The sequence below is a fragment of the Nonomuraea sp. AD125B genome (assembly GCF_041402765.1).
GTDB classification, from domain to species: Bacteria; Actinomycetota; Actinomycetes; order Streptosporangiales; family Streptosporangiaceae; genus Nonomuraea; species Nonomuraea bangladeshensis.
Genome location: NZ_JBGLOU010000011.1, coordinates 291,832 through 310,070 on the forward strand (window position 1 = coordinate 291,832; position 18,239 = coordinate 310,070).

The 18,239-nt window shown below is 71.6% G+C and carries 16 protein-coding genes; 13 read left to right on the forward strand and 3 right to left on the reverse strand.

What is annotated here, in order from left to right:
- Window positions 1-147 precede the first annotated feature (147 nt).
- From ACBR40_RS28705 to ACBR40_RS28720, 4 genes are all read left to right on the forward strand, one after another.
- Window positions 148-2,346 carry a hypothetical protein gene (locus tag ACBR40_RS28705; RefSeq protein ID WP_371250783.1) on the forward strand — a complete coding sequence of 733 codons (2,199 nt, stop codon included), beginning with the start codon at window positions 148-150 and terminating at the stop codon, window positions 2,344-2,346.
- A gap of 318 nt (window positions 2,347-2,664) precedes the next feature.
- Window positions 2,665-2,925 carry a WhiB family transcriptional regulator gene (locus tag ACBR40_RS28710; RefSeq protein WP_020546325.1) on the forward strand — a complete coding sequence of 87 codons (261 nt, stop codon included), beginning with the start codon at window positions 2,665-2,667 and terminating at the stop codon, window positions 2,923-2,925.
- A gap of 114 nt (window positions 2,926-3,039) precedes the next feature.
- The gene (locus ACBR40_RS28715) at window positions 3,040-5,862 is read left to right on the forward strand and encodes a glycosyltransferase (RefSeq protein ID WP_371250784.1); all 2,823 of its coding nucleotides are present in this window, start codon (window positions 3,040-3,042) and stop codon (window positions 5,860-5,862) included.
- Complete coding sequence (locus ACBR40_RS28720; protein WP_371250785.1) at window positions 5,859-7,166, forward strand: DUF5719 family protein; 1,308 nt, start codon at window positions 5,859-5,861, stop codon at window positions 7,164-7,166. Before ACBR40_RS28715 ends, ACBR40_RS28720 begins: the two co-directional genes overlap by 4 nt.
- Window positions 7,167-7,168: 2 nt before the next feature.
- Here the strand turns inward: ACBR40_RS28720 and ACBR40_RS28725 are convergent, their stop codons facing one another.
- Window positions 7,169-7,528, reverse strand: a complete 360-nt coding sequence (locus ACBR40_RS28725; protein WP_344210238.1) for a metallopeptidase family protein — start codon at window positions 7,526-7,528, stop codon at window positions 7,169-7,171.
- Between the two features lie 323 nt (window positions 7,529-7,851).
- On the opposite strand from ACBR40_RS28725, the gene ACBR40_RS28730 reads away from it, so the two are divergent.
- The 5 genes from ACBR40_RS28730 (at window position 7,852) to ACBR40_RS28750 (ending at window position 11,410) form a co-directional block, all read left to right on the forward strand.
- On the forward strand, window positions 7,852-8,223 hold the full coding sequence (locus ACBR40_RS28730) for a DUF3499 domain-containing protein (protein WP_344210236.1): 372 nt from the start codon (window positions 7,852-7,854) through the stop codon (window positions 8,221-8,223).
- An 85-nt stretch (window positions 8,224-8,308) separates the two neighbouring features.
- Window positions 8,309-9,073, forward strand: a complete 765-nt coding sequence (locus ACBR40_RS28735) for an HAD-IIB family hydrolase (RefSeq protein ID WP_371250831.1) — start codon at window positions 8,309-8,311, stop codon at window positions 9,071-9,073.
- Window positions 9,074-9,157: 84 nt separating this feature from the next.
- On the forward strand, window positions 9,158-9,337 hold the full coding sequence (locus ACBR40_RS28740) for a Trm112 family protein (RefSeq protein WP_344210234.1): 180 nt from the start codon (window positions 9,158-9,160) through the stop codon (window positions 9,335-9,337).
- The gene (locus tag ACBR40_RS28745; protein ID WP_344210232.1) at window positions 9,334-10,440 is read left to right on the forward strand and encodes an SIS domain-containing protein; all 1,107 of its coding nucleotides are present in this window, start codon (window positions 9,334-9,336) and stop codon (window positions 10,438-10,440) included. Before ACBR40_RS28740 ends, ACBR40_RS28745 begins: the two co-directional genes overlap by 4 nt.
- Before the next feature lie 40 nt (window positions 10,441-10,480).
- Window positions 10,481-11,410 carry a cation diffusion facilitator family transporter gene (locus ACBR40_RS28750; RefSeq protein WP_344210230.1) on the forward strand — a complete coding sequence of 310 codons (930 nt, stop codon included), beginning with the start codon at window positions 10,481-10,483 and terminating at the stop codon, window positions 11,408-11,410.
- 5 nt (window positions 11,411-11,415) lie between these two features.
- On the opposite strand, the gene ACBR40_RS28755 is transcribed toward ACBR40_RS28750, so the two are convergent.
- On the reverse strand, window positions 11,416-11,766 hold the full coding sequence (locus ACBR40_RS28755) for a MerR family DNA-binding transcriptional regulator (protein ID WP_344210228.1): 351 nt from the start codon (window positions 11,764-11,766) through the stop codon (window positions 11,416-11,418).
- 102 nt (window positions 11,767-11,868) lie between these two features.
- On the opposite strand from ACBR40_RS28755, the gene ahcY reads away from it, so the two are divergent.
- Together ahcY and ACBR40_RS28765 are read left to right on the forward strand one after the other, a co-directional pair.
- A complete protein-coding gene (gene ahcY / locus ACBR40_RS28760) occupies window positions 11,869-13,296 on the forward strand; it encodes an adenosylhomocysteinase (RefSeq protein ID WP_344210226.1) in 1,428 nt (475 codons plus the stop codon).
- 16 nt (window positions 13,297-13,312) lie between these two features.
- Window positions 13,313-14,548 carry an adenosylhomocysteinase gene (locus ACBR40_RS28765; RefSeq protein WP_371250786.1) on the forward strand — a complete coding sequence of 412 codons (1,236 nt, stop codon included), beginning with the start codon at window positions 13,313-13,315 and terminating at the stop codon, window positions 14,546-14,548.
- Window positions 14,549-14,551: 3 nt separating this feature from the next.
- Here ACBR40_RS28765 and ACBR40_RS28770 read toward each other — a convergent pair whose 3' ends face one another.
- A complete protein-coding gene (locus ACBR40_RS28770) occupies window positions 14,552-15,208 on the reverse strand; it encodes a DUF305 domain-containing protein (RefSeq protein WP_344210222.1) in 657 nt (218 codons plus the stop codon).
- Between the two features lie 167 nt (window positions 15,209-15,375).
- Between ACBR40_RS28770 and ACBR40_RS28775 the strand changes: the two genes are divergently transcribed.
- A complete protein-coding gene (locus tag ACBR40_RS28775) occupies window positions 15,376-16,788 on the forward strand; it encodes an LVIVD repeat-containing protein (RefSeq protein ID WP_371250787.1) in 1,413 nt (470 codons plus the stop codon).
- A gap of 19 nt (window positions 16,789-16,807) precedes the next feature.
- On the forward strand, window positions 16,808-18,205 hold the full coding sequence (locus ACBR40_RS28780; protein WP_371250788.1) for an LVIVD repeat-containing protein: 1,398 nt from the start codon (window positions 16,808-16,810) through the stop codon (window positions 18,203-18,205).
- Window positions 18,206-18,239: the final 34 nt, after the last annotated feature.

Consider the following 18,239-nt stretch of genomic DNA (forward strand, 5'->3'; position numbering starts at 1 on the left):
CCTGAGGGTGTGGATTTTCACCGGCTGCAACCGTGTACTTGCAGGTATAGGCCGAATTGAGATGTAAGGGGTTGCTGGGACGCCCGACGTTTGACGGGGTAATGTGGCAAACTCCCTTCGGGCCAAAGGGTCCGTTGGGGGTTAGCTGTGAGCAAAATTGACGTCACGCGGCTGCGGGAGCCGGCCGCCTGGATCATGCTCGTCGCCGGACTGACGAGCGTGCTGCTGGCGATCGGGCACCTCCTCATCGGCTCGTCGTCCAGCTCGACCTTCACCGGTCGCGCGGCCTCGAACTTCTTCGGACTCACCGACCCGGTCGTGACCGCGTTGCTGCTCGGGGCGGTGCTCCTCGTCACCAAGATCGGCACGCCGTCGGACAAGGCCAAGCCCATCACGTACGGGGCGGCCGTCGGGCTGCTGCTCGCCTCCCTGTTCGGGATGCTGGCGCTGCTGCTCGGGCTGTTCGCCGGTGACGGCGCCCGGCCGACCGTCGAGTTCGTGCTCCTCGGGGTGCCCCGGCTGGCCCTGACGGGGCTGGCGCTCGTGTACCTCATCCCGCAGGCGCTGCCCGCGCGGCCGGTCGCCCCGGTCTACCAGGGCCACTTCGGCCAGCCACAGCCGGGCTTCGGCGGCCCGCAGGACCAGGCTTTCGGTCAGCAGGACCAGGGGTTCGGCCCGCAGGACCAGTCGTTCGGCCGCCCGGATCAGGCGTTCGGCCAGCAGGACCAGCAGTTCGGCCAGCAGGACCAGCAGTTCGGCCAGCAGGACCAGCAGTTCGGCCAGCCCCAGCAGGGCGGCTACGGCCAGCAGCCCCCGGCCCCCCAGCCCCCGGCCCTCCAGCCCTCACCCGGCCAGCACCCCGCCCCCCAGGACCAGCCGGCCCCCGGCTACGGCGGCCCGCAGGACCAACCCGCCCCCGGCTACGGTCCCCAGGATCAGCCCGCGCCCGGTTACGGCCCTCAGCAGGACCAGCCCGCGCCCGGTTACGGCCCGCAGGACCAGCCCGCCCCGGGTTACGAGCCCGTCCCTGGCTACGGGCAGCAGCCTGTTGCGGCGCAGTACGAGCAGCCTGCCGCCGCCGGTTACGGCCAGCAGCCCCCGACGGGGCAGCAGCCCGTCCCCGGCCCGCAGTTCCTCCCCGGCCAGCAGCCGGTCCCCGGGCAACCCGTGCCGGGTCAGCCGGAGCACCTGCCCGCCTACGGCCGCCAGCCGCCGTCCGGGCAGCACCCCGTGCCGGGCCAGCCCCAGCCGCTGTCGCCCCAGCCCCAGCCCCAGCCGTTGTCCGGCCAGCACTCCGTGCCCGGCGGCCAGTACGCCCCGCCCGCCGATCCCCAGCAGCCCGCCTACGCCCCCCAGCCGCCGCAGGCCGCCGACCAGGCGTACCCCCAGGTCCGGGGAGCCCTCCCGGCCGCCGCGGCCGATCAGCAGCTCCATCAGGGCTTCGGCGGCCAGCCCGCGGACTCGCCCTACGCGCCCCCGCAGGGCCTCGGCGCCCAGGACGCCGGCGGATACGGCACCAACCCCGGCTTCGCCCAGGACCCGCAGCCGTTCCCCCAGAGCCAGCCGCAGTTCGGCCAGGACCCGCAGCCCTTCGGCGGCCAGGACCAGCAGCTGTTCGGCCAGCACTCCTATGCGCCCGCGGACACGGCCCCCACCGTCGACCGCCCGGCCGCCCCCGCCCACTCCCTCCCGGACTACGCCACCCCCGCGCCGTCCCCCGACTACAACACCCCGCCCCCCGTCGAGTACCAGCCCGCCCCGTACGTCCCCGCCGACAGCCAGCCCACCCTGTACGGCCACCAGAGCCCCAACCCGTACGCGCCCCCGGACTCCTTCGCCACCCCGGCCGACCAGTCCTACCCCACGGGTGAGACCTCCCCGAACGTCTCGTTCCAGCCGCCGCAGCAGCAGGCGTACTACGGTCAGAGCGCGTTCGACCAGCCGCAGCAGGGCGGCAGCCCCCTCACGGGCTACTCCGGCGCCGAGTTCGCCGCGACCGGCGCTCCCGCCTACCAGGAGCCCGACCCGCCCGTGGACCCGCGCTCCCAGCAGCTCCTCGACGCCTACCAGCAGGCGGAGACGTACCAGTCGCGCGCGTACGAGACCCCCTTCGGCCACCCGCAGCAGCCGCAGCAGCCGGGCGGCTACGAGCCGCGCCCGTACCAGCCGGCCCATCAGGCCCCGGCCGCTCCCGCCGCCCCCGCGTGGAACGAGGGCCAGAGCGAGTCGACGATGCGGCTCGACCAGTCGCAGCTGCGCGGCGACGCCCTCGGTGACCAGGGCCGTCCTGGAGACGACCCGATCAACCCGACTGCCATATACACCCCCAACGAGCCACGCAGGTAACGAACCGGCAATGGACGGCTAGAGAGAAGGTGGGCCACGGGCGGGTGTCTATCCCGCCCTGGTACGGTTCGGACCGCTGACAGGTTGAACGACCCCTGGCGAGCCCATGTTTCAGGCGGGTTCGTCCGGGCGAGAACATCACATGCCAAGCACACCGGGGCGAGATCTGGTCTTTCCCCGGATACCTGCATGCCGCTTGACGCCGGACAGCGCACGCGCGTGTAATTACAGCCATGTTGTTATGCCTTCCCGTGGGTGGGTAATAAGGAAGGCGTTCATGGGGGGCTCCATTGCGGGCGGGCGGCAGGGAGGTGTGCAGTGACCGATCCGGTCATCGCACAGGATCAGCTTGACGCTGAAGAACTTGGCTGGCAGGAGCGCGCGTTGTGCGCGCAGACCGATCCGGAGGCGTTCTTCCCTGAGAAGGGCGGCTCCACCCGAGAGGCCAAGAAGGTCTGCCGATCGTGCGAGGTCCGTGCGGAGTGTTTGGAGTACGCACTCGAGCACGATGAGCGGTTCGGCATCTGGGGTGGACTGTCCGAACGGGAGCGCAGACGGATCAAGCGCCAGGCCGTTTGACATAGAGGAGGAAGGGTCACGTGGGTCCGCCCACGTGACCCTTTTTCGCGTTTTCTGACTGCTTCGGCATGTAAGGTGGGCGCGCCTGATCAACCCCCCAGGAGTCACCTGCACATGTCCCGTCCCTACGTCACCGTGGTCGTCGTCGCGCACGACGGCGGGCGCTGGCTGGGGGAGACGCTGCGGGCGCTGGTGAGCCAGAGCCGCAGGCCCGACCGCGTGATCGGCGTCGACAACGGCAGCAGGGACGGCTCGGCCGACCTGCTGGCCCAGGCGCTCGGCCGTGGCAACGTGATCTCCCTGCCCCGTTCGGCGGCCTTCGCCGAGTCGGTCGCCGAGGCGCTCGGCCGCCTTCCCTCCGCGGGACCCGACGAGTGGATCTGGCTGCTCCACGACGACTGCGCCCCCGACCGGTGGGCGCTGGAGGCCCTGCTCGCCGTGGCCGGGCAGGAGCCGAAGGCCGCCGTGGTCGGCCCCAAGCTGCGTGACTGGCTCGACCGCCGCCGCCTGCTGGAGTTGGGCGTGACGGTGGGCCGTACCGGCCGCAGGGACACCGGGCTGGAGCCGCACGAGTTCGACCAGGGCCAGCACGACGGCGTCCGCGAGGTCATGTCGGTCTCCACGGCCGGGATGCTGGTCCGCCGCGACGTGTGGGAGACGGTGGGCGGGCTCGACCCGTTCCTGCCGTTGTTCCGCGACGACCTCGACCTGTGCTGGCGCATCCGCAACGCCGGGCACAAGGTGCTGGTCACGACGTCGGCCGTGGCCTGGCACGCGGAGGCGGCGGCCCGCCGGCGGCGGCGCGTGACGGTGAGCGGCGACCACCCCCGCCGGCTCGACCGGCGTAACGCGATCTTCGTGGTCATGGCGAACCTGCCGTTCCGCGCGATGCTCTGGGCGCTGCTGCGGAACGTGCTCGGCTCGGCCTTCCGCACGCTGCTGTTCATCGTGGGCAAGCAGCCGGCGAACGCGCTGGACGAGCTGGTCGCGATGGGGTCGGTGCTGGTGCATCCCTTCCGGCTGATGCGGGCGCGCCGGGCCCGCAGCTACGGCCGCAAGAAGGGATATATACGCGTAAAGCGGTTGATGACCCCGCCGGGCGCAGCCTACCGCCGGCTGGTCGACATGGTGCAGAGCTTCCTCGCCGGCGGAGCGCCCGTGGACGCCGCCGGCCGCCACCACCACGCCGCCTCCTCTTCAGGGGAAGACGAGGAGCAGGCGCTCGCGCCGGACGACAGCGGCGCGGTCAAACGGTTCCTGTCCAGGCCCGGCGTCGTCCTCATGCTCGCGCTGGCCGCCGTCTCGCTGGTCGCCGAACGCTCCCTGCTGCTCGGCGACCGGCTCGGCGGGGGAGCGCTGGTGCCGGTCACCGGCGGCGCGGGCGATCTGTGGGCGTTCTACACCGAAGGCTTCCACGACGGCGTCGGGCTCGGCTCCGACGCCTGGGCCCCGCCCTACGTGGCGGTCGTCGCGGCCCTGTCCACGCTGGCGCTCGGCAAGACCTGGCTGGCCGTGTCGGTGCTGCTGCTCGGCTCGGTGCCGCTGGCCGGGGCCGCCGCGTACCTCGCCACCAGGCACGTCGTCCCGGCGGTGCCGGCGCGGGCGTGGGCGGCCGGCACGTACGCGCTGCTGCCCGTCGCGACCGGCGCCATCGCGGCCGGGCGGCTGGGCACGGCCGTGGTGTTCGTGCTGGTGCCGGTCTACGCCTCGCTCGGCACGACCCTGCTGTCCGCCGAGCCGCGCCGCGCCCGCCGCGCCGCCTGGGCGCTCGGGCTGCTGCTGGCGGTCGGTACGGCGTTCGTGCCGCTGACGTATCCGATGGTCGCGCTGCTCGGCGGGGCCGCGCTCGCGGTGCGGCGGCCGCGCGGCGCGGTGACGTCCGTCGCCATCGCGCTGCTCGTGCCGGTGGCGCTGCTGTTCCCCTGGCTGGCCGGGCTCGTGACGGAGCCGGGACGGATCCTGCGTGAGGCCGGGCTGCACGACCCCGCCCTGGTCGATCCCGCGCTCGCGCCCGAGTCGCTGCTCGCGCTCGCCCCCGGAGGGCCGGGACTGCCGCCGTTCTGGGTGACCGCGGGCCTGCTCGTGACGGCGCTGGCCGCGCTGCTCATGCGCCGCCAGCGGACGATCGTCGCCATCGGCTGGGGCGTCGCCCTGTACGGCACGCTGGTCGCGATCCTGGTCAGCCGCGTCGAGATCGAGGGGGCGCGGGCCTGGCCGGGAGTGCCGCTCGCGTTCGCCGGCACCGGGCTCGTCGTGCTCGTCGCCCTGACCGCGCACCGCCTGGCCGAGCTGCGCGCCGGCGGCGGCCTCCAGCGCCTCGGCGCGACCGCGGTCGTGGCGGTGGCCTTCAGCACGCCGCTGCTGGCCGCCGGCTGGTGGGTGGCCACCGGCGTACGCGGCCCGCTCACCGGCGACGCCCCCGACGTGCTGCCGGCGCTCGCCGCCGCGCGCAGCCAGAACGGCGAGCGCACCCTCGTCGTCAAGGGCACGGCCTTCACCGTGCTGCACGGCCGTACGCCGCTGCTCGGCGAGGCCGAGCTACCCGTTCCCGCCGAGGCCGCCGCCCGCGTGGCCACCGCCGCCCAAGGGCTGATCGGCGGGCGCGGCGGCGACGCGGCCACCCTGGCCCAGCAGGGCATCGCCATGGTCGCGGTGGCTCCGCCCGTCCCGCCGGGGCTCGCGAGGACGCTCGACTCGCAGCCCTCGCTGGAACGCCTGAGCCTGTCGGAGTCCGGCGGCCTGTGGCGGCTGGCCGAGCCGGTCACCCGCGTGCCGGTCCAGCCGGACAGCGTCCTGCACCGGCCCTGGTTGTGGGCGCAGGGCGTGATGGTGCTGGTCATGGTGGTCCTCGCCGCGCCCGGCCGGCGCGAGAGCCCGCAGGAGGCGCCCGCCGAGCCCGTCCCGGCCGCGCCCCTCCTGGCGGCGAGGGCGTCGTGAGGACCTTCGTCGAGAACAGGTACGGCCTCCTCGCGGTGGTGACCGTCGTGCTCGCGGCCCTGTACGGACTCGCCTGGATCACCCGCCCCGCCCCGGCGGCCCCGGCCTCCTCCGCCCCGCGCAAGGTGCCGGTCGAGTCGGTCACCGCCGTCTGTCCGGGGACGAAGGGGGAGAAGGTCGGCGTCCATCTGCCCGGTTCGCTGACGTACGAGACCATGAAGAGCGGCGCGCCGTACGTGACCGACGGGCCCGGCGCGCTGGAGGCCGGCTACACCGTGCGGGCGACCGGGGGCGCGGAGCGCGGCCTGTCCGGGGTGCGCTGCACCGAGCCCGCGCAGGTCACCTGGCTCCTCGGCCCCGGCCCCGCCGACGCGGACGTGGTCCTCCGCCTCGCCAACGCCGACAAGGCCCCCGCCCTGGTGGACGTGCAGGTGCACGCCCCCGAGGGCCCGGTCTCCGGCGACAAGGGCGTGGGGCTGGAGATCCCGCCCGGCCGGGAGCGGGCGATCGACCTGCGTACGCTCGCGCCGTCGGCCGAGATCACGGCCGTCGGCGTCACCACGATCCTCGGCCGGGTCGCCGTCTCGGCCCGCGTCGTCCTGGAGAGCGGCGGCGTCGACTGGCTGCCCGCCGCGGCCGCGCCCGCCACCCGCGTGGTCGTGCCCGGAATCCCGGGCGGCGGCGGAGGCCGGCAGCTCCTCGTCGCCGCCCCCGGCGAGACGGACGCGGTGGTGCGGGTGCGCGCGGTCGGCGAGGACGCCGAGTACGCGATGCGCGGTCGCGAGACGCTCGACGTGCCGGCCGGCGGCGTCGTCTCCGCGGACGTCACCACCGGGCTCGGCGCCTCGTCGGCGGCCCTCGTCCTCACCTCGAACGTGCCGATCGTGGCCGGCGTGGTCATGACCGGCACCGGTCAGCACCAGGACGTCGCCTTCACCGCCGGCACGCCGTCACTAGAGCTGGGCAGCGCGGTGGCCCGCAACGGCGCCGGCTCCCGCCTGGTGCTCACGGCGGTCGGCGGCGCGGCGGGCAAGGTGCGGGTCCAGGTGGTGGCGGGCAAGGGCGCGGCCGAGCCGCCGTTCGACGTGGACGTGCCGGCGAACCGCACCCGGAGCGTCCGGCTCAAGGCGCGCGGCGACTTCGCGATCGTGGTGACCCCGGTGTCCGGGGAGGTCTACGGCGGCCGGGTGCTGGAGGAACGACTGAAGGACGGGCTCATGTTCACCGTCCAGCCGCTGGCCCCGGCGCGGGTGTGGACCCTGCTGCCCCCGCTCACGGACACCGCGCGCGTGGTCGCCCCGTGAGGTCAGCGGCGGTCGTCGTAGCCGGGGTCGACGGTCTCGGGGGAGAGGCCGAGCAGCGTGGCGACCTGCTCCACCACGGTGTCGTGGACCAACGCGCCGAGCGTGTCACGGTCACGCGCCCTGGCCTCGAGCGGGCGGCGGTAGACGACCACCGCCGCCGGGTTCTGGCCGCTGGCGGCGTCGGCGCGGCCGAACGGGATCGGGTCGGAGGTCAGGCGCGGACCGTCGTCCAGCTCGCTGAGCGGCGGCACATCCTCGACCGCGAACTCCACCGCCGAGAGCTGCCGCTCCCAGCGGGGCCGCAGCCGGTCGACGGCGTCGAGCACGAGGTCGTCGAAGCGCTCGCTGCGCGACCTGGCCATCGGGACATGCGAGGGGGCGAGCGGGCCGCGAAGCCCGCGACCGTGGCGATCGCGCCGTCTGGGACCGCGCCGTGGTGTCACACGGCAAGTGTACGGGGACGATCCACCCGATCACCGTACGACGGGGCCGCTCGGGTAGCCAAGGGGTGATCCTTTCGTACGCCCCCGCCGGCGGCCGTCCGGCGATCCCGGCAGGTGGTCCGGGGTACTTCATCGGGGCATGTGGGTGGAAAGGCTGAGACAGGTGTCCGAATTGTGGCGACACGCTCGTTAAGAGCGCTCAGATAGTGGCGCCTCGCACTCTTACCAGATACGGTCCCTCCGTGAGCCCCGTCCGCCGCTGTTCCCGCACCGCCTGCAGCCAGCCTGCCGTCTTCACGCTCACGTACGTATACGCCGACTCGACCGCTGTTCTCGGCCCCCTGGCGACGTACGCGGAGCCACACTGCTACGACCTGTGCGCCGAACACGCCGAACGGCTGACCGCTCCCCGTGGCTGGGAGGTGGTGCGGCTGCCCACGGACGGCGCCTCACCCAGCTCTGACGACCTCGAAGCCCTGGCCAACGCCGTCAGGGAGGCCGCCCGCCCGGCCCGTCCCGGCAGCGGCGAGCCGGTCGGCGACGGCGTCGAGGTCGGCCGGCGGGGCCACCTGCGCATCCTCCGCTCGGCGCAGCCCAACCGCGGCGAGAGGTGAGACGCGCTCTTCCCCGCCGGCCGGTAAAGTCGAAGGTCATGTCCGCGGTCGAGTCGTAGGAGTTCCGATTAATCGCACGTTCTCCCTGGTCGCCTTCGACCTGGACGACACACTGGCGGTGTCCAAGTCCCAGATCGACGAGCGGATGGCCGCCCTCCTGGCGCGGCTGCTCGACGCCGTCGAGGTCTGCGTGATCTCCGGCGGGCAGTTCGCCCAGTTCCAGACCCAGGTGCTGCGCCACCTGCCGATCGACGACGCTCAGCGGGCCCGGCTGCACCTCATGCCGACCTGCGGCACGCGCTACTACCGCTGGAAGGACGGCGACTGGTCCCTGGTCTACGCCGAGGACTTCGCCGAGGCCGAGAAGGCGGAGATCATCGAGGTGCTCACCCGGTCCGCCAAGGAGCTCGGCCTCTGGAGCGACGACACCTGGGGCGACATCATCGAGGACCGCGGCAGCCAGATCACCTTCTCGGCCCTCGGGCAGCAGGCCCCGCCGCCCGCGAAATACGCCTGGGACCCCGACGGCGCCAAGCGCCGCCTGCTGTGCGCGCGGGTCTCCGAGCAGCTGCCGGACCTGGAGGTCCGCGGCGGCGGCTCGACGTCGGTCGACATCACCCGGCAGGGCGTCGACAAGGCGTACGGCATCGGCCGCCTGCTCGAAGCCCTCGACCTGTCGATCGACGACGTGTTGTTCGTCGGCGACCGGCTCGACGAGGGCGGCAACGACTACCCGGTCAAACTGATGGGCGTGGAGTGCGTGGCCGTCGAGGGCTGGGAGCAGACCGCCGAGTTCGTGGCAGACTTCCTGGCGCGAGAAGGACGCGATGGCGCGGTGTCCGTCGGTTGATCCGCCGACCGTGGACGCGGGCAGGCTCGGCCCGCCTGCGTGTCGCGCCGTGGTGTTACGGTCAAGCTGGTGACGGATAGCGAGATGGGTGAGCGTGTGAAGATCGACGACTGGCTGCTGGAGATCCTGGCATGTCCGGCGTGCAAGGCGCCCCTGCGCGCCGAGTCCGAGTCCGAGGAGCTGGCCTGCACCGGCTGCGGCCTGGTCTACCCCGTCCGGGATGACATCCCCGTTCTGCTCGTCGACGAGGCCAGGAAGCCGTGACCTGGGAGCCGGACCGGCTCGACGACCAGGCTCATCTGAGCGAGGCCGACCCCTCCGGCATGCTGCCCGCGGTCGCCGCGTCCGCGGCGCAGGTCCGCACCGGCGCCCGCGTGGCCGCCGAGGCCCACCTCGACCGGCTGGTCGCCCACGGGCGGCCGAGGGCGGTCGTGGTGGCGGGCATGGGCGGCTCCGGCATCGCGGGCGACCTGCTCGCGGCCGTGGCCGGCTCGGGTGTGCCGCTGCCGATCGTGACCCTGCGCTCCTACCAGCTCCCCGGCTGGGTGGGCGCGACCGATCTCGTCATCGCCGTGTCCGGCTCGGGCGACACCGAGGAGACCGTGTCGGTGGCCACGCAGGCCGTCCGGCGCGGCTGCACGCTGCTCGGCGTGGGGCCCGCGGGCTCCCCGCTGGAGGCGATCGCCCTGCAGGCGTCGGCGAGCTACGTGGCGGTGCCGGTCACCGGCCAGTCGCGGGCCAACCTCTGGCTGCTGGCGATCCCGACCCTCGTGGCCGCCGCCGCGCTGCGGCTGGTGAGCGTCGAGCCCGACCTGTTCGAGCGGGTGGCGGGGTCGCTGGAGGACATGGCGCACCGGTGCCGGCCGTCCAGCGACACCTTCATCAACCCCGGCAAGTCGCTCGCGATGGACCTCGCCGAGAGCGTCCCGGTGATCTGGGGCACCTCGGCGGTCACGCGGGTGGCGGCCACCCGGCTCACCGGACAGCTGGCCGCCAACGCGAAATATCCGGCGATCTGCGGCGAGCTGCCCGAGGCGGGCCACCACCAGGTGGCCGTGTTCGACGGGCCGATGGCCGAGCGCGACATCTTCGCCGACACCTCCGGGCGCACCCTGCGGCTCGTGGTGCTGCGTGACGTCGAGGAGCATCCCCAGGTGACGCGGCAGCGCGAGGTCGCGCTGCGGCTGGCCCGCGACCGCGACGTGCCCGTGACCGAGCTGGTCGCCGAGGGCGCGCATCCGCTGGAGCGGATGGCCTCGCTGATCGGGCTCGGCGACTACGCCAGCGCCTATCTCGCGCTGGGTTACGGCATCGATCCGACCTCTGTGTCGGCGATCACAGAACTCAGGGCAAGAATCTCCCAATAGGATCCTCTCCAAGCCTCAACCCTATGAGTGGAGAAGACCGGTGAGCGCGAGCGGCGGAACAAAAGCGATCATTGCGGCCCTGACCGCCAATTTGGCCATCGCGGTGGCCAAGTTCGTGGCGGCGGCGTTCACCGGATCATCGTCGATGCTGGCGGAGGGCATCCACTCCGTCGCCGACTCGGGCAACCAGGTGCTGCTGCTGATCGGCGGCAAGCGGGCGGCGCGGGCCAGCACCAAGGAGCATCCCTTCGGCTACGGCCGCGAGCGCTATTTCTACGCCTTCGTGGTCGCGGTGGTGCTGTTCACGATCGGCGCGGCCTTCTCGCTCTACGAGGGCTGGCACAAGATCTCCCACCCGACGGGCGTCGAGTCGCCCATCTGGGCCTTCGGGGTGCTCATCTTCGCGATCATCGCGGAGGGCTTCTCGTTCCGCACCGCGATCAAGGAGTCGAACGCGGTGCGCGGCAAGCAGTCGTGGGTGGCGTTCGTCCGCCGGTCGAAGTCGCCCGAGCTGCCCGTCATCCTGCTGGAGGACCTCGGCGCGCTGCTCGGCCTCATCTTCGCGCTGTTCGGCGTGACGATGGCGGTGATCACCGGCAACGGCATCTGGGACGGCGTCGGCACCATGATGATCGGCCTGCTGCTGGCGATCATCGCGGTCGTGCTGGCCATGGAGACCAAGTCGCTGCTGGTCGGCGAGGGCGCCTCGCCCGAGGTGGAGACCCGCATCCGCGCCGCGCTGGAGAGCGCGCCCGAGGTGGAGCGGATCATCCACATGCGCACGCTGCACCTCGGCCCGGAGGAGCTGCTGGTGGCCGCGAAGATCGCGGTCGAGCACAACGACACGGCGGCCGAGGTGGCGCGCGGCATCGACGAGGCCGAGCGGCGCATCCGCGAGGCGGAGCCGATCGCCCGGGTCATCTACCTGGAGCCCGACCTCGACCGGCTGCGCACCCCGGCGTCCAACTGAGCCCTTCATCCGCCTGACGGGCGGTGGCCGGGGCGCAGCAGGCGCAGGGCCTTCTCCTTCTCGAAGTCGAGGGCCCTGCGCGGCACCGGGATGCGCCCGATCCGCACCCCGAGGTCGCGTACGGCGGCGGCCACCGCGGGCTCGCTCAGCACCCGCAGCGCGAACGCCAGCTCGGCCGGCGAGACGTCGAACCGCTTCTCCAGCTCCACCCCCTGCGCCACCGCGGCCAGCTCCTCGGGCCCGAACCGGCGGTGCGCGCCCTGCTCGCGCACGGGCGGCAGCAGCCCGAGCGCCTCCCGGTAGCGAAGCATTCGAGGGGACATGCCGAGCCGTCTGGCCGCTTCCGTGATGCGCATCCTTACATTCTTACGTCAGTTTCGCCGTCCCGTGGATGCGACCGCTGCCCGGCGCCGCCTAGACTTCTCGCGACAATCATCAGTCAGCGCGAGGGGAAACCCATGGACTTCAAGGTCGCCGACCTTTCACTTGCCGACTTCGGCCGCAAGGAGATCCGGCTCGCCGAGCACGAGATGCCCGGCCTGATGGCGGTCCGCAAGGAATACGCGGCCTCCCAGCCCCTTCGCGGCGCGAAGATCATGGGCTCCCTGCACATGACGATCCAGACCGCCGTCCTCATCGAGACGCTGGTCGCCCTCGGCGCCGAGGTCCGCTGGGTGAGCTGCAACATCTTCTCCACCCAGGACCACGCCGCCGCCGCGGTGGTCGTCGGCCCCGACGGCACCCCCGAGGACCCCAAGGGCGTCCCGGTGTTCGCCTGGAAGGGCGAGACGCTGGAGGAATACTGGTGGTGCACCGAGCAGGCGCTCACCTGGCCCGACGGTGACGCCCCCAACATGATCCTCGACGACGGCGGCGACGCCACGCTCCTCGTCCACAAGGGCGCCGAGTACGAGAAGGCCGGCGCCGTCCCACCCGCCACGGCCGACGACCCGGAGGAGTGGCACGTCATCGTCGACCTGCTCACCCGCACGGTCGGCGCCGACAAGCGGTGGACCCGCATCGCCGAGAGCATCAAGGGCGTGACGGAGGAGACCACCACCGGAGTGCACCGCCTGTACGAGATGCACAAGAACGGCCAGCTCCTCTTCCCGGCCATCAACGTCAACGACTCGGTCACCAAGTCGAAGTTCGACAACAAGTACGGCTGCCGCCACTCCGTCATCGACGGCCTCAACCGCGCCACCGACGTGCTCATTGGCGGCAAGGTCGCGGTGGTCTGCGGCTACGGCGACGTCGGCAAGGGCTGCGCCGACGCGCTGCGCGGCCAGGGCGCCCGCGTCATCGTCACCGAGATCGACCCGATCTGCGCCCTCCAGGCCGCCATGGACGGCTTCCAGGTCACCACCCTGGACGAGGTCGTCGGCATCGCCGACATCTTCGTGACCGCCACCGGCAACTTCAACATCATCACCGCCGAGCACATGGCGAAGATGAAGCACCAGGCGATCGTCTCCAACATCGGCCACTTCGACAACGAGATCGACATGGCCGGCCTCGCCAAGCTGCCCGGCATCGTGAAGAACAACATCAAGCCGCAGGTCGACGAGTGGGTCTTCGAGGACGGCCACTCGATCATCGTGCTCGCCGAGGGCCGGCTGATGAACCTGGGCTGCGCCACCGGCCACCCCAGCTTCGTCATGTCCAACTCGTTCACCAACCAGGTGATCGCGCAGATCGAGCTGTTCACCAAGACCGCCGAATACCCGATCGGGGTCTACACGCTGCCCAAGCACCTCGACGAGAAGGTGGCGCGGCTGCACCTCGACGCGCTCGGCGTCAAGCTCACCGAGCTGACCAAGGAGCAGGCGGCCTACATCGGCGTGCACGTCGAGGGCCCGTACAAGTCCGACCACTACCGCTACTGATCCGCTGCGGCAGGCCATGGACCTGAGGGAAAGCGGCGAGCGGCAGATCTCCTGGGCCGCCCGCTCGATGCCGGTGCTCACCGCCATCGGCGAGCGGTTCGCGCTGGAGCGGCCGCTCGCCGGGCTGAAGATCGCGGCCTGCCTGCACGTCACGGCCGAGACGGCCGTGCTGATGGGGACGCTGCAGGCGGGCGGGGCGGAGATCGCCCTGGCCGCCTCCAACCCGCTGTCCACCCAGGACGACGTGGCCGAGGCGCTGCGCGGCTACGGGATCGGGGTGCACGCCCGCGCGGGCGTCGACCGGGCGGCCTACTACCGGCACATCCACCAGGCTCTCGACGTGGGGCCCGATCTCGTGCTCGACGACGGCTGCGACCTGGTCAACATCCTGCACACCGAGCGCGTCGACCTGCTGGAGCGGGTGGGCGGCGGCTGTGAGGAGACCACGACCGGCATCATCAGGCTGCGCCAGATGGCGGCGGAGGGGGCGCTGCGCTTCCCGGTCGTGGCCGTCAACGACACGCGCACCAAGCGCATGTTCGACAACAGGTACGGCACCGGCCAGTCCACCCTGGACGGCATCATGCGGGCCACGAACACCCTGCTCGCGGGCCGTACGGTGGTCGTGGCCGGCTTCGGCTACTGCGGGCGGGGCGTGGCCGAGCGGGCCAAGGGGTTCGGGGCGCGGGTGATCGTGACCGAGATCGACGCGGTCAAGGCGCTCGACGCGACCCTCCAGGGCTACGAGGTGCGGCCGATGGCGCAGGCCGCGCTGCTCGGCGACCTGTTCGTCACGGTGACCGGCAACCGCGACGTGATCAGGGCCGAGCACCTGTCGGTCATGAAGGACGGGGCGATCCTGGCCAACGCGGGGCACTTCGACGTGGAGATCGACGTCCGGGCGCTGGACGAGCTGGCCGGCGAGGTGCAGCGCGGCGTCCGCCCCAACACCGACCAGTACGTCATGCCCGACGGCCGCCGCCTGCTGCTGCTGGCCGAGGGGCGGCTGGTCAACCTCACGGCGGCCGAGGGGCATCCGGCCGCCGTGATGGACATGTCGTTCTCCGCGCAGGCCCTCGCCGTGGAGTGGCTGGCCGCCGAGCGTGCCGGCCTCGCGCCCGGCGTGTACGACGTCCCGGAGGAGATCGACCACGAGGTGGCCAGGCTCAAGCTGGCCGCGGCCGGGATCGGCATCGACCGGCTGACCGGCGAGCAGGAGGACTATCTGCACTCCTGGCGCGTGGGCTCCTGAAGCTCAAGCAGGTGGCAGCTCGCGCTCGATCTGCTGCATGCGGCGGATCTCGGCGGTCTGCTCGACGCTGACCTCGCTCGCCAGCTCCTCGATGCGCATGTGCGAGCCGCTGCTCAGCACCTGCTCGCACATCTTGATCGCCCCCAGGTGGTGGTTGATCATGAGCTGCAGGAACATCCGGTCGAACGCGGCGCCCTTGGCCGCCTTCAGCGCGTCGAGCTGCTCCGGGGTGGCCATGCCCGGCATGCCGTCGTGCGCGGCGTGGTGATCGGGCTCCTTCTGCCCCTGCTCGCGCAGCCAGCCCGTCATGTACTGGATCTCCGGCCCCTGGGTGGCCTTGATCCGGTCGGCCATGCCCTTCACCTTGGCCGACTCCGCCCGGCTCGGCGCGAGCAGCGCCATGTCGAGCGCCTGACGGTGGTGGATGATCATGTCCTGGACGTAGATGACGTCGGCGGCGTTCGCGGTCGGCGAGGGCACGGCGGTGGCGGCCTCGCCGGGGCCGAGCGTCCTCGCCTGCTCGCCGGGACGCCCGGGGGCGATCACGGGCGCGGTCGAGTCCGCCCGTGGGGCCGGTGGCGGGGAGGACGAGCAGCCGGAGAGCGCGATGCCGGTGAGGGTGACGAGCGTGCCTGCGATGACGTTGAGCGCGGAGCGCACCCAGCCTCCCTGACTGAGGGTGTAGAGAATGCGCACTCTAAGCCAATGACAGGTGGATTGAAAGAGGGCGAATCGGAACAAAATTTGACAGTTTGGACGCTGGCTAGCGGGGCTTCGGCGAGTCAAGATGGCGTAGATTTATGCTCCCTTTATAGGAGGATTGACCGGTGTTAAGCCCCCGCAGGGCCCTCATCCTGTTCGCGGCGGTCGTGGCGCTGGCCGGCACCACCCTGCCCGCCCAGGCCGCGGACATCCCGGCTCCCGGCGAGATCGTCATGAGCCCCAACATCACGCACGTCACCAACGTGCCGAAGCCCGAGGCCCTCGCCGACATCCACACCGACATGGCCTTCCAGGGCGACTACGCCTACGTGGGCAACTACTACGGGTTCTCCATCTACGACATCAAGAATCCGAAGAAGACGCGGCTGGTCAGCTCGCTGGTCTGCCCCGGCGGCCAGATGGACGTGTCGGTCTACGGCAACCTGCTGTTCGGCTCCGTCGACTCCTCCCGCAACAACGACTCGTGCGCCAGCACCTCGCAGCCCGCCAGCGTCAAGGAGTCGTGGGAGGGGATGCGCATCTTCGACATCTCCGACAAGGCGAACCCGCGCTACATCAAGTCCGTCGAGACCAACTGCGGCTCCCACACCCACACGCTGGTGCCCGACCGCAGGGGCGACAACGTCTACGTCTACGTCTCCTCCTACAGCCCGAGCGCGGCGTTCCCCGACTGCCAGCCGCCGCACGACCTGATCTCGATCATCAAGGTCCCGCTGCGGAACCCGACGGCCGCGTCCGTGATCGCCACGCCCAACCTGTTCCCCGACGGCGGCTTCGGCGGCGTGCCGGGCAGCTACCCCAACGGAAAGTCGGCCACGACCGGCTGCCACGACATCACGGCCTACCCGGAGAAGGGCATCGCCGCGGGCGCCTGCATGGGTGACGGCATCCTGCTCGACATCCGCGACCCCGAACAGCCCAAGGTCACCGCCCAGGTCCGCGACGAGACGAACTTCGCCTTCTGGCACTCGGCCACGTTCAACAACTCCGGCACCAAGGTGATCTTCACCGACGAGCTCGGCGGCGGCACCCGGGCCACCTGCAACGAGGCCATCGGCCCGAACCGGGGCGCCAACGCCTACTACGACATCGTCGGCGGGCAACTCGTCTTCAAGGGCTACTTCAAGATCCCGCGCCACCAGGCCGACACCGAGAACTGCGTCGCGCACAACGGCTCGCTGATCCCGGTCAAGGGCCGCGACGTCATGGTGCAGGCGTGGTACCAGGGCGGCATCTCGGTGGTCGACTTCACCGACTCCGCCAACGCCAAGGAGATCGCCTTCTTCGAGCGCGGCCCGGACGACACCGCCCCGGCGCTGAGCGGCGGCTTCTGGTCGGCGTACTACTACAACGGCTACATCTACGGCTCCGACTTCAACCTCGGCCTGGACGTGCTGAAGATCAACGACCCGCGGACGAACCAGGCGAACAGCGTCAAGTCGCGCCTGCTCAACGCGCAGACGCAGGAGAGCTACCCGGACCACGGCCACGGCCACGGGCCCGGCCACGGTCACTGACGTCAAGGAGGCTCCCGAGTTGTCCATCCCGCGCCGCCGCTCCCTAGCGGCGGTCGCGGCGGCTTTCGTCCTGTCGCTGACCGCGACCCCCGCGACCGCCACCGCGACCACTGCCGACATTCCCCCCGCCGACGCCGTCGTCACCAGCGGGAACGTCACCCACGTGCTCAACATCCCGAAGCCCGCCCCGCTCGCCGGCACCATCAACACCGACCTGGCCTTCCAGGACGGCTACGCCTACGTCGGCAACTACGGCGGCTTCTCCATCTACGACATCCGCGACCCGAAGCGGGCCAAGGTGGTCAGCTCCGTCGTCTGCCCGGGCTCGCAGATGGACGTCAGCGTGTACGGCAACCTGCTGTTCAGCGCCGTCGACTCCTCCCGCAGCGACGACTCCTGCAACAGCACGGCCCTGAGCGCCGACCACAAGGAGGCGTGGGAGGGCGTCCGCATCTTCGACATCTCCGACAAGGCCAACCCGCGCTACATCAAGTCGGTCGAGACGAACTGCGGCTCCCACACGCTGACCCTGGTGCCGGGCAAGGGCCGCGACCAGAACAAGAACGTCTACGTGTACGTCTCGTCGTACAGCCCGAGCAGCACCTTCCCGGACTGCCAGCCGCCGCACGACAAGATCTCGATCATCAAGGTGCCGCTGAAGAAGCCCGCCGAGGCGGCCGTCGCGGCCACCCCGGTCGTCTTCCCCGACGGCGGCAACGAGACCCAACCCGGCCTGCTCGTGCCCACGAGCGGCTGCCACGACATCACCGCCTACCCGGAGAAGGACATCGCGGCGGGCGCCTGCATGGGCGACGGCGTGCTGTTCGACATCCGCGACCGGCTCAACCCGCGGGTGACCGCCCGCACCACCGACCCGAACTTCGCGTTCTGGCACTCGGCGACGTTCAGCAACGACGCCAGGAAGGTCGTCTTCACCGACGAGCTCGGCGGCGGCGGCCTGGCCACCTGCAACGAGGCCACCGGCCCCAACCGGGGCGCGGACGCCATCTACGAGATCGTCCACGGCCAGCTCGTCTTCAAGAGCTACTTCAAGATCCCGCGCTACCAGGCCGACAGCGAGAACTGCGTCGCGCACAACGGCTCGCTGATCCCGGTCAAGGGCCGCGACATCATGGTGCAGGCGTGGTACATGGGCGGCCTGTCCGTCTGGGACTTCACCGACGCGGCCAACCCGAGGGAGATCGGCTACTTCGAACGCGGTCCCCGCGCGGACGGCAGCGGCGGCGGGATCTGGTCCGCCTACTACTACAACGGCTACATCTACGGGGCCGACTTCCACGCCGGCCTGGACATCGTCAAGATCGACGATCGGCTGACCGACAGCGCCCGGCACGTCCGGACGGGTCGGCTGAACGTGCAGACCCAGGAGTCGTACCGGCCCGACAGGGGCCACTGACCCGCTGAGCGGCGGCGGTCGTCCCGAGGCCGGG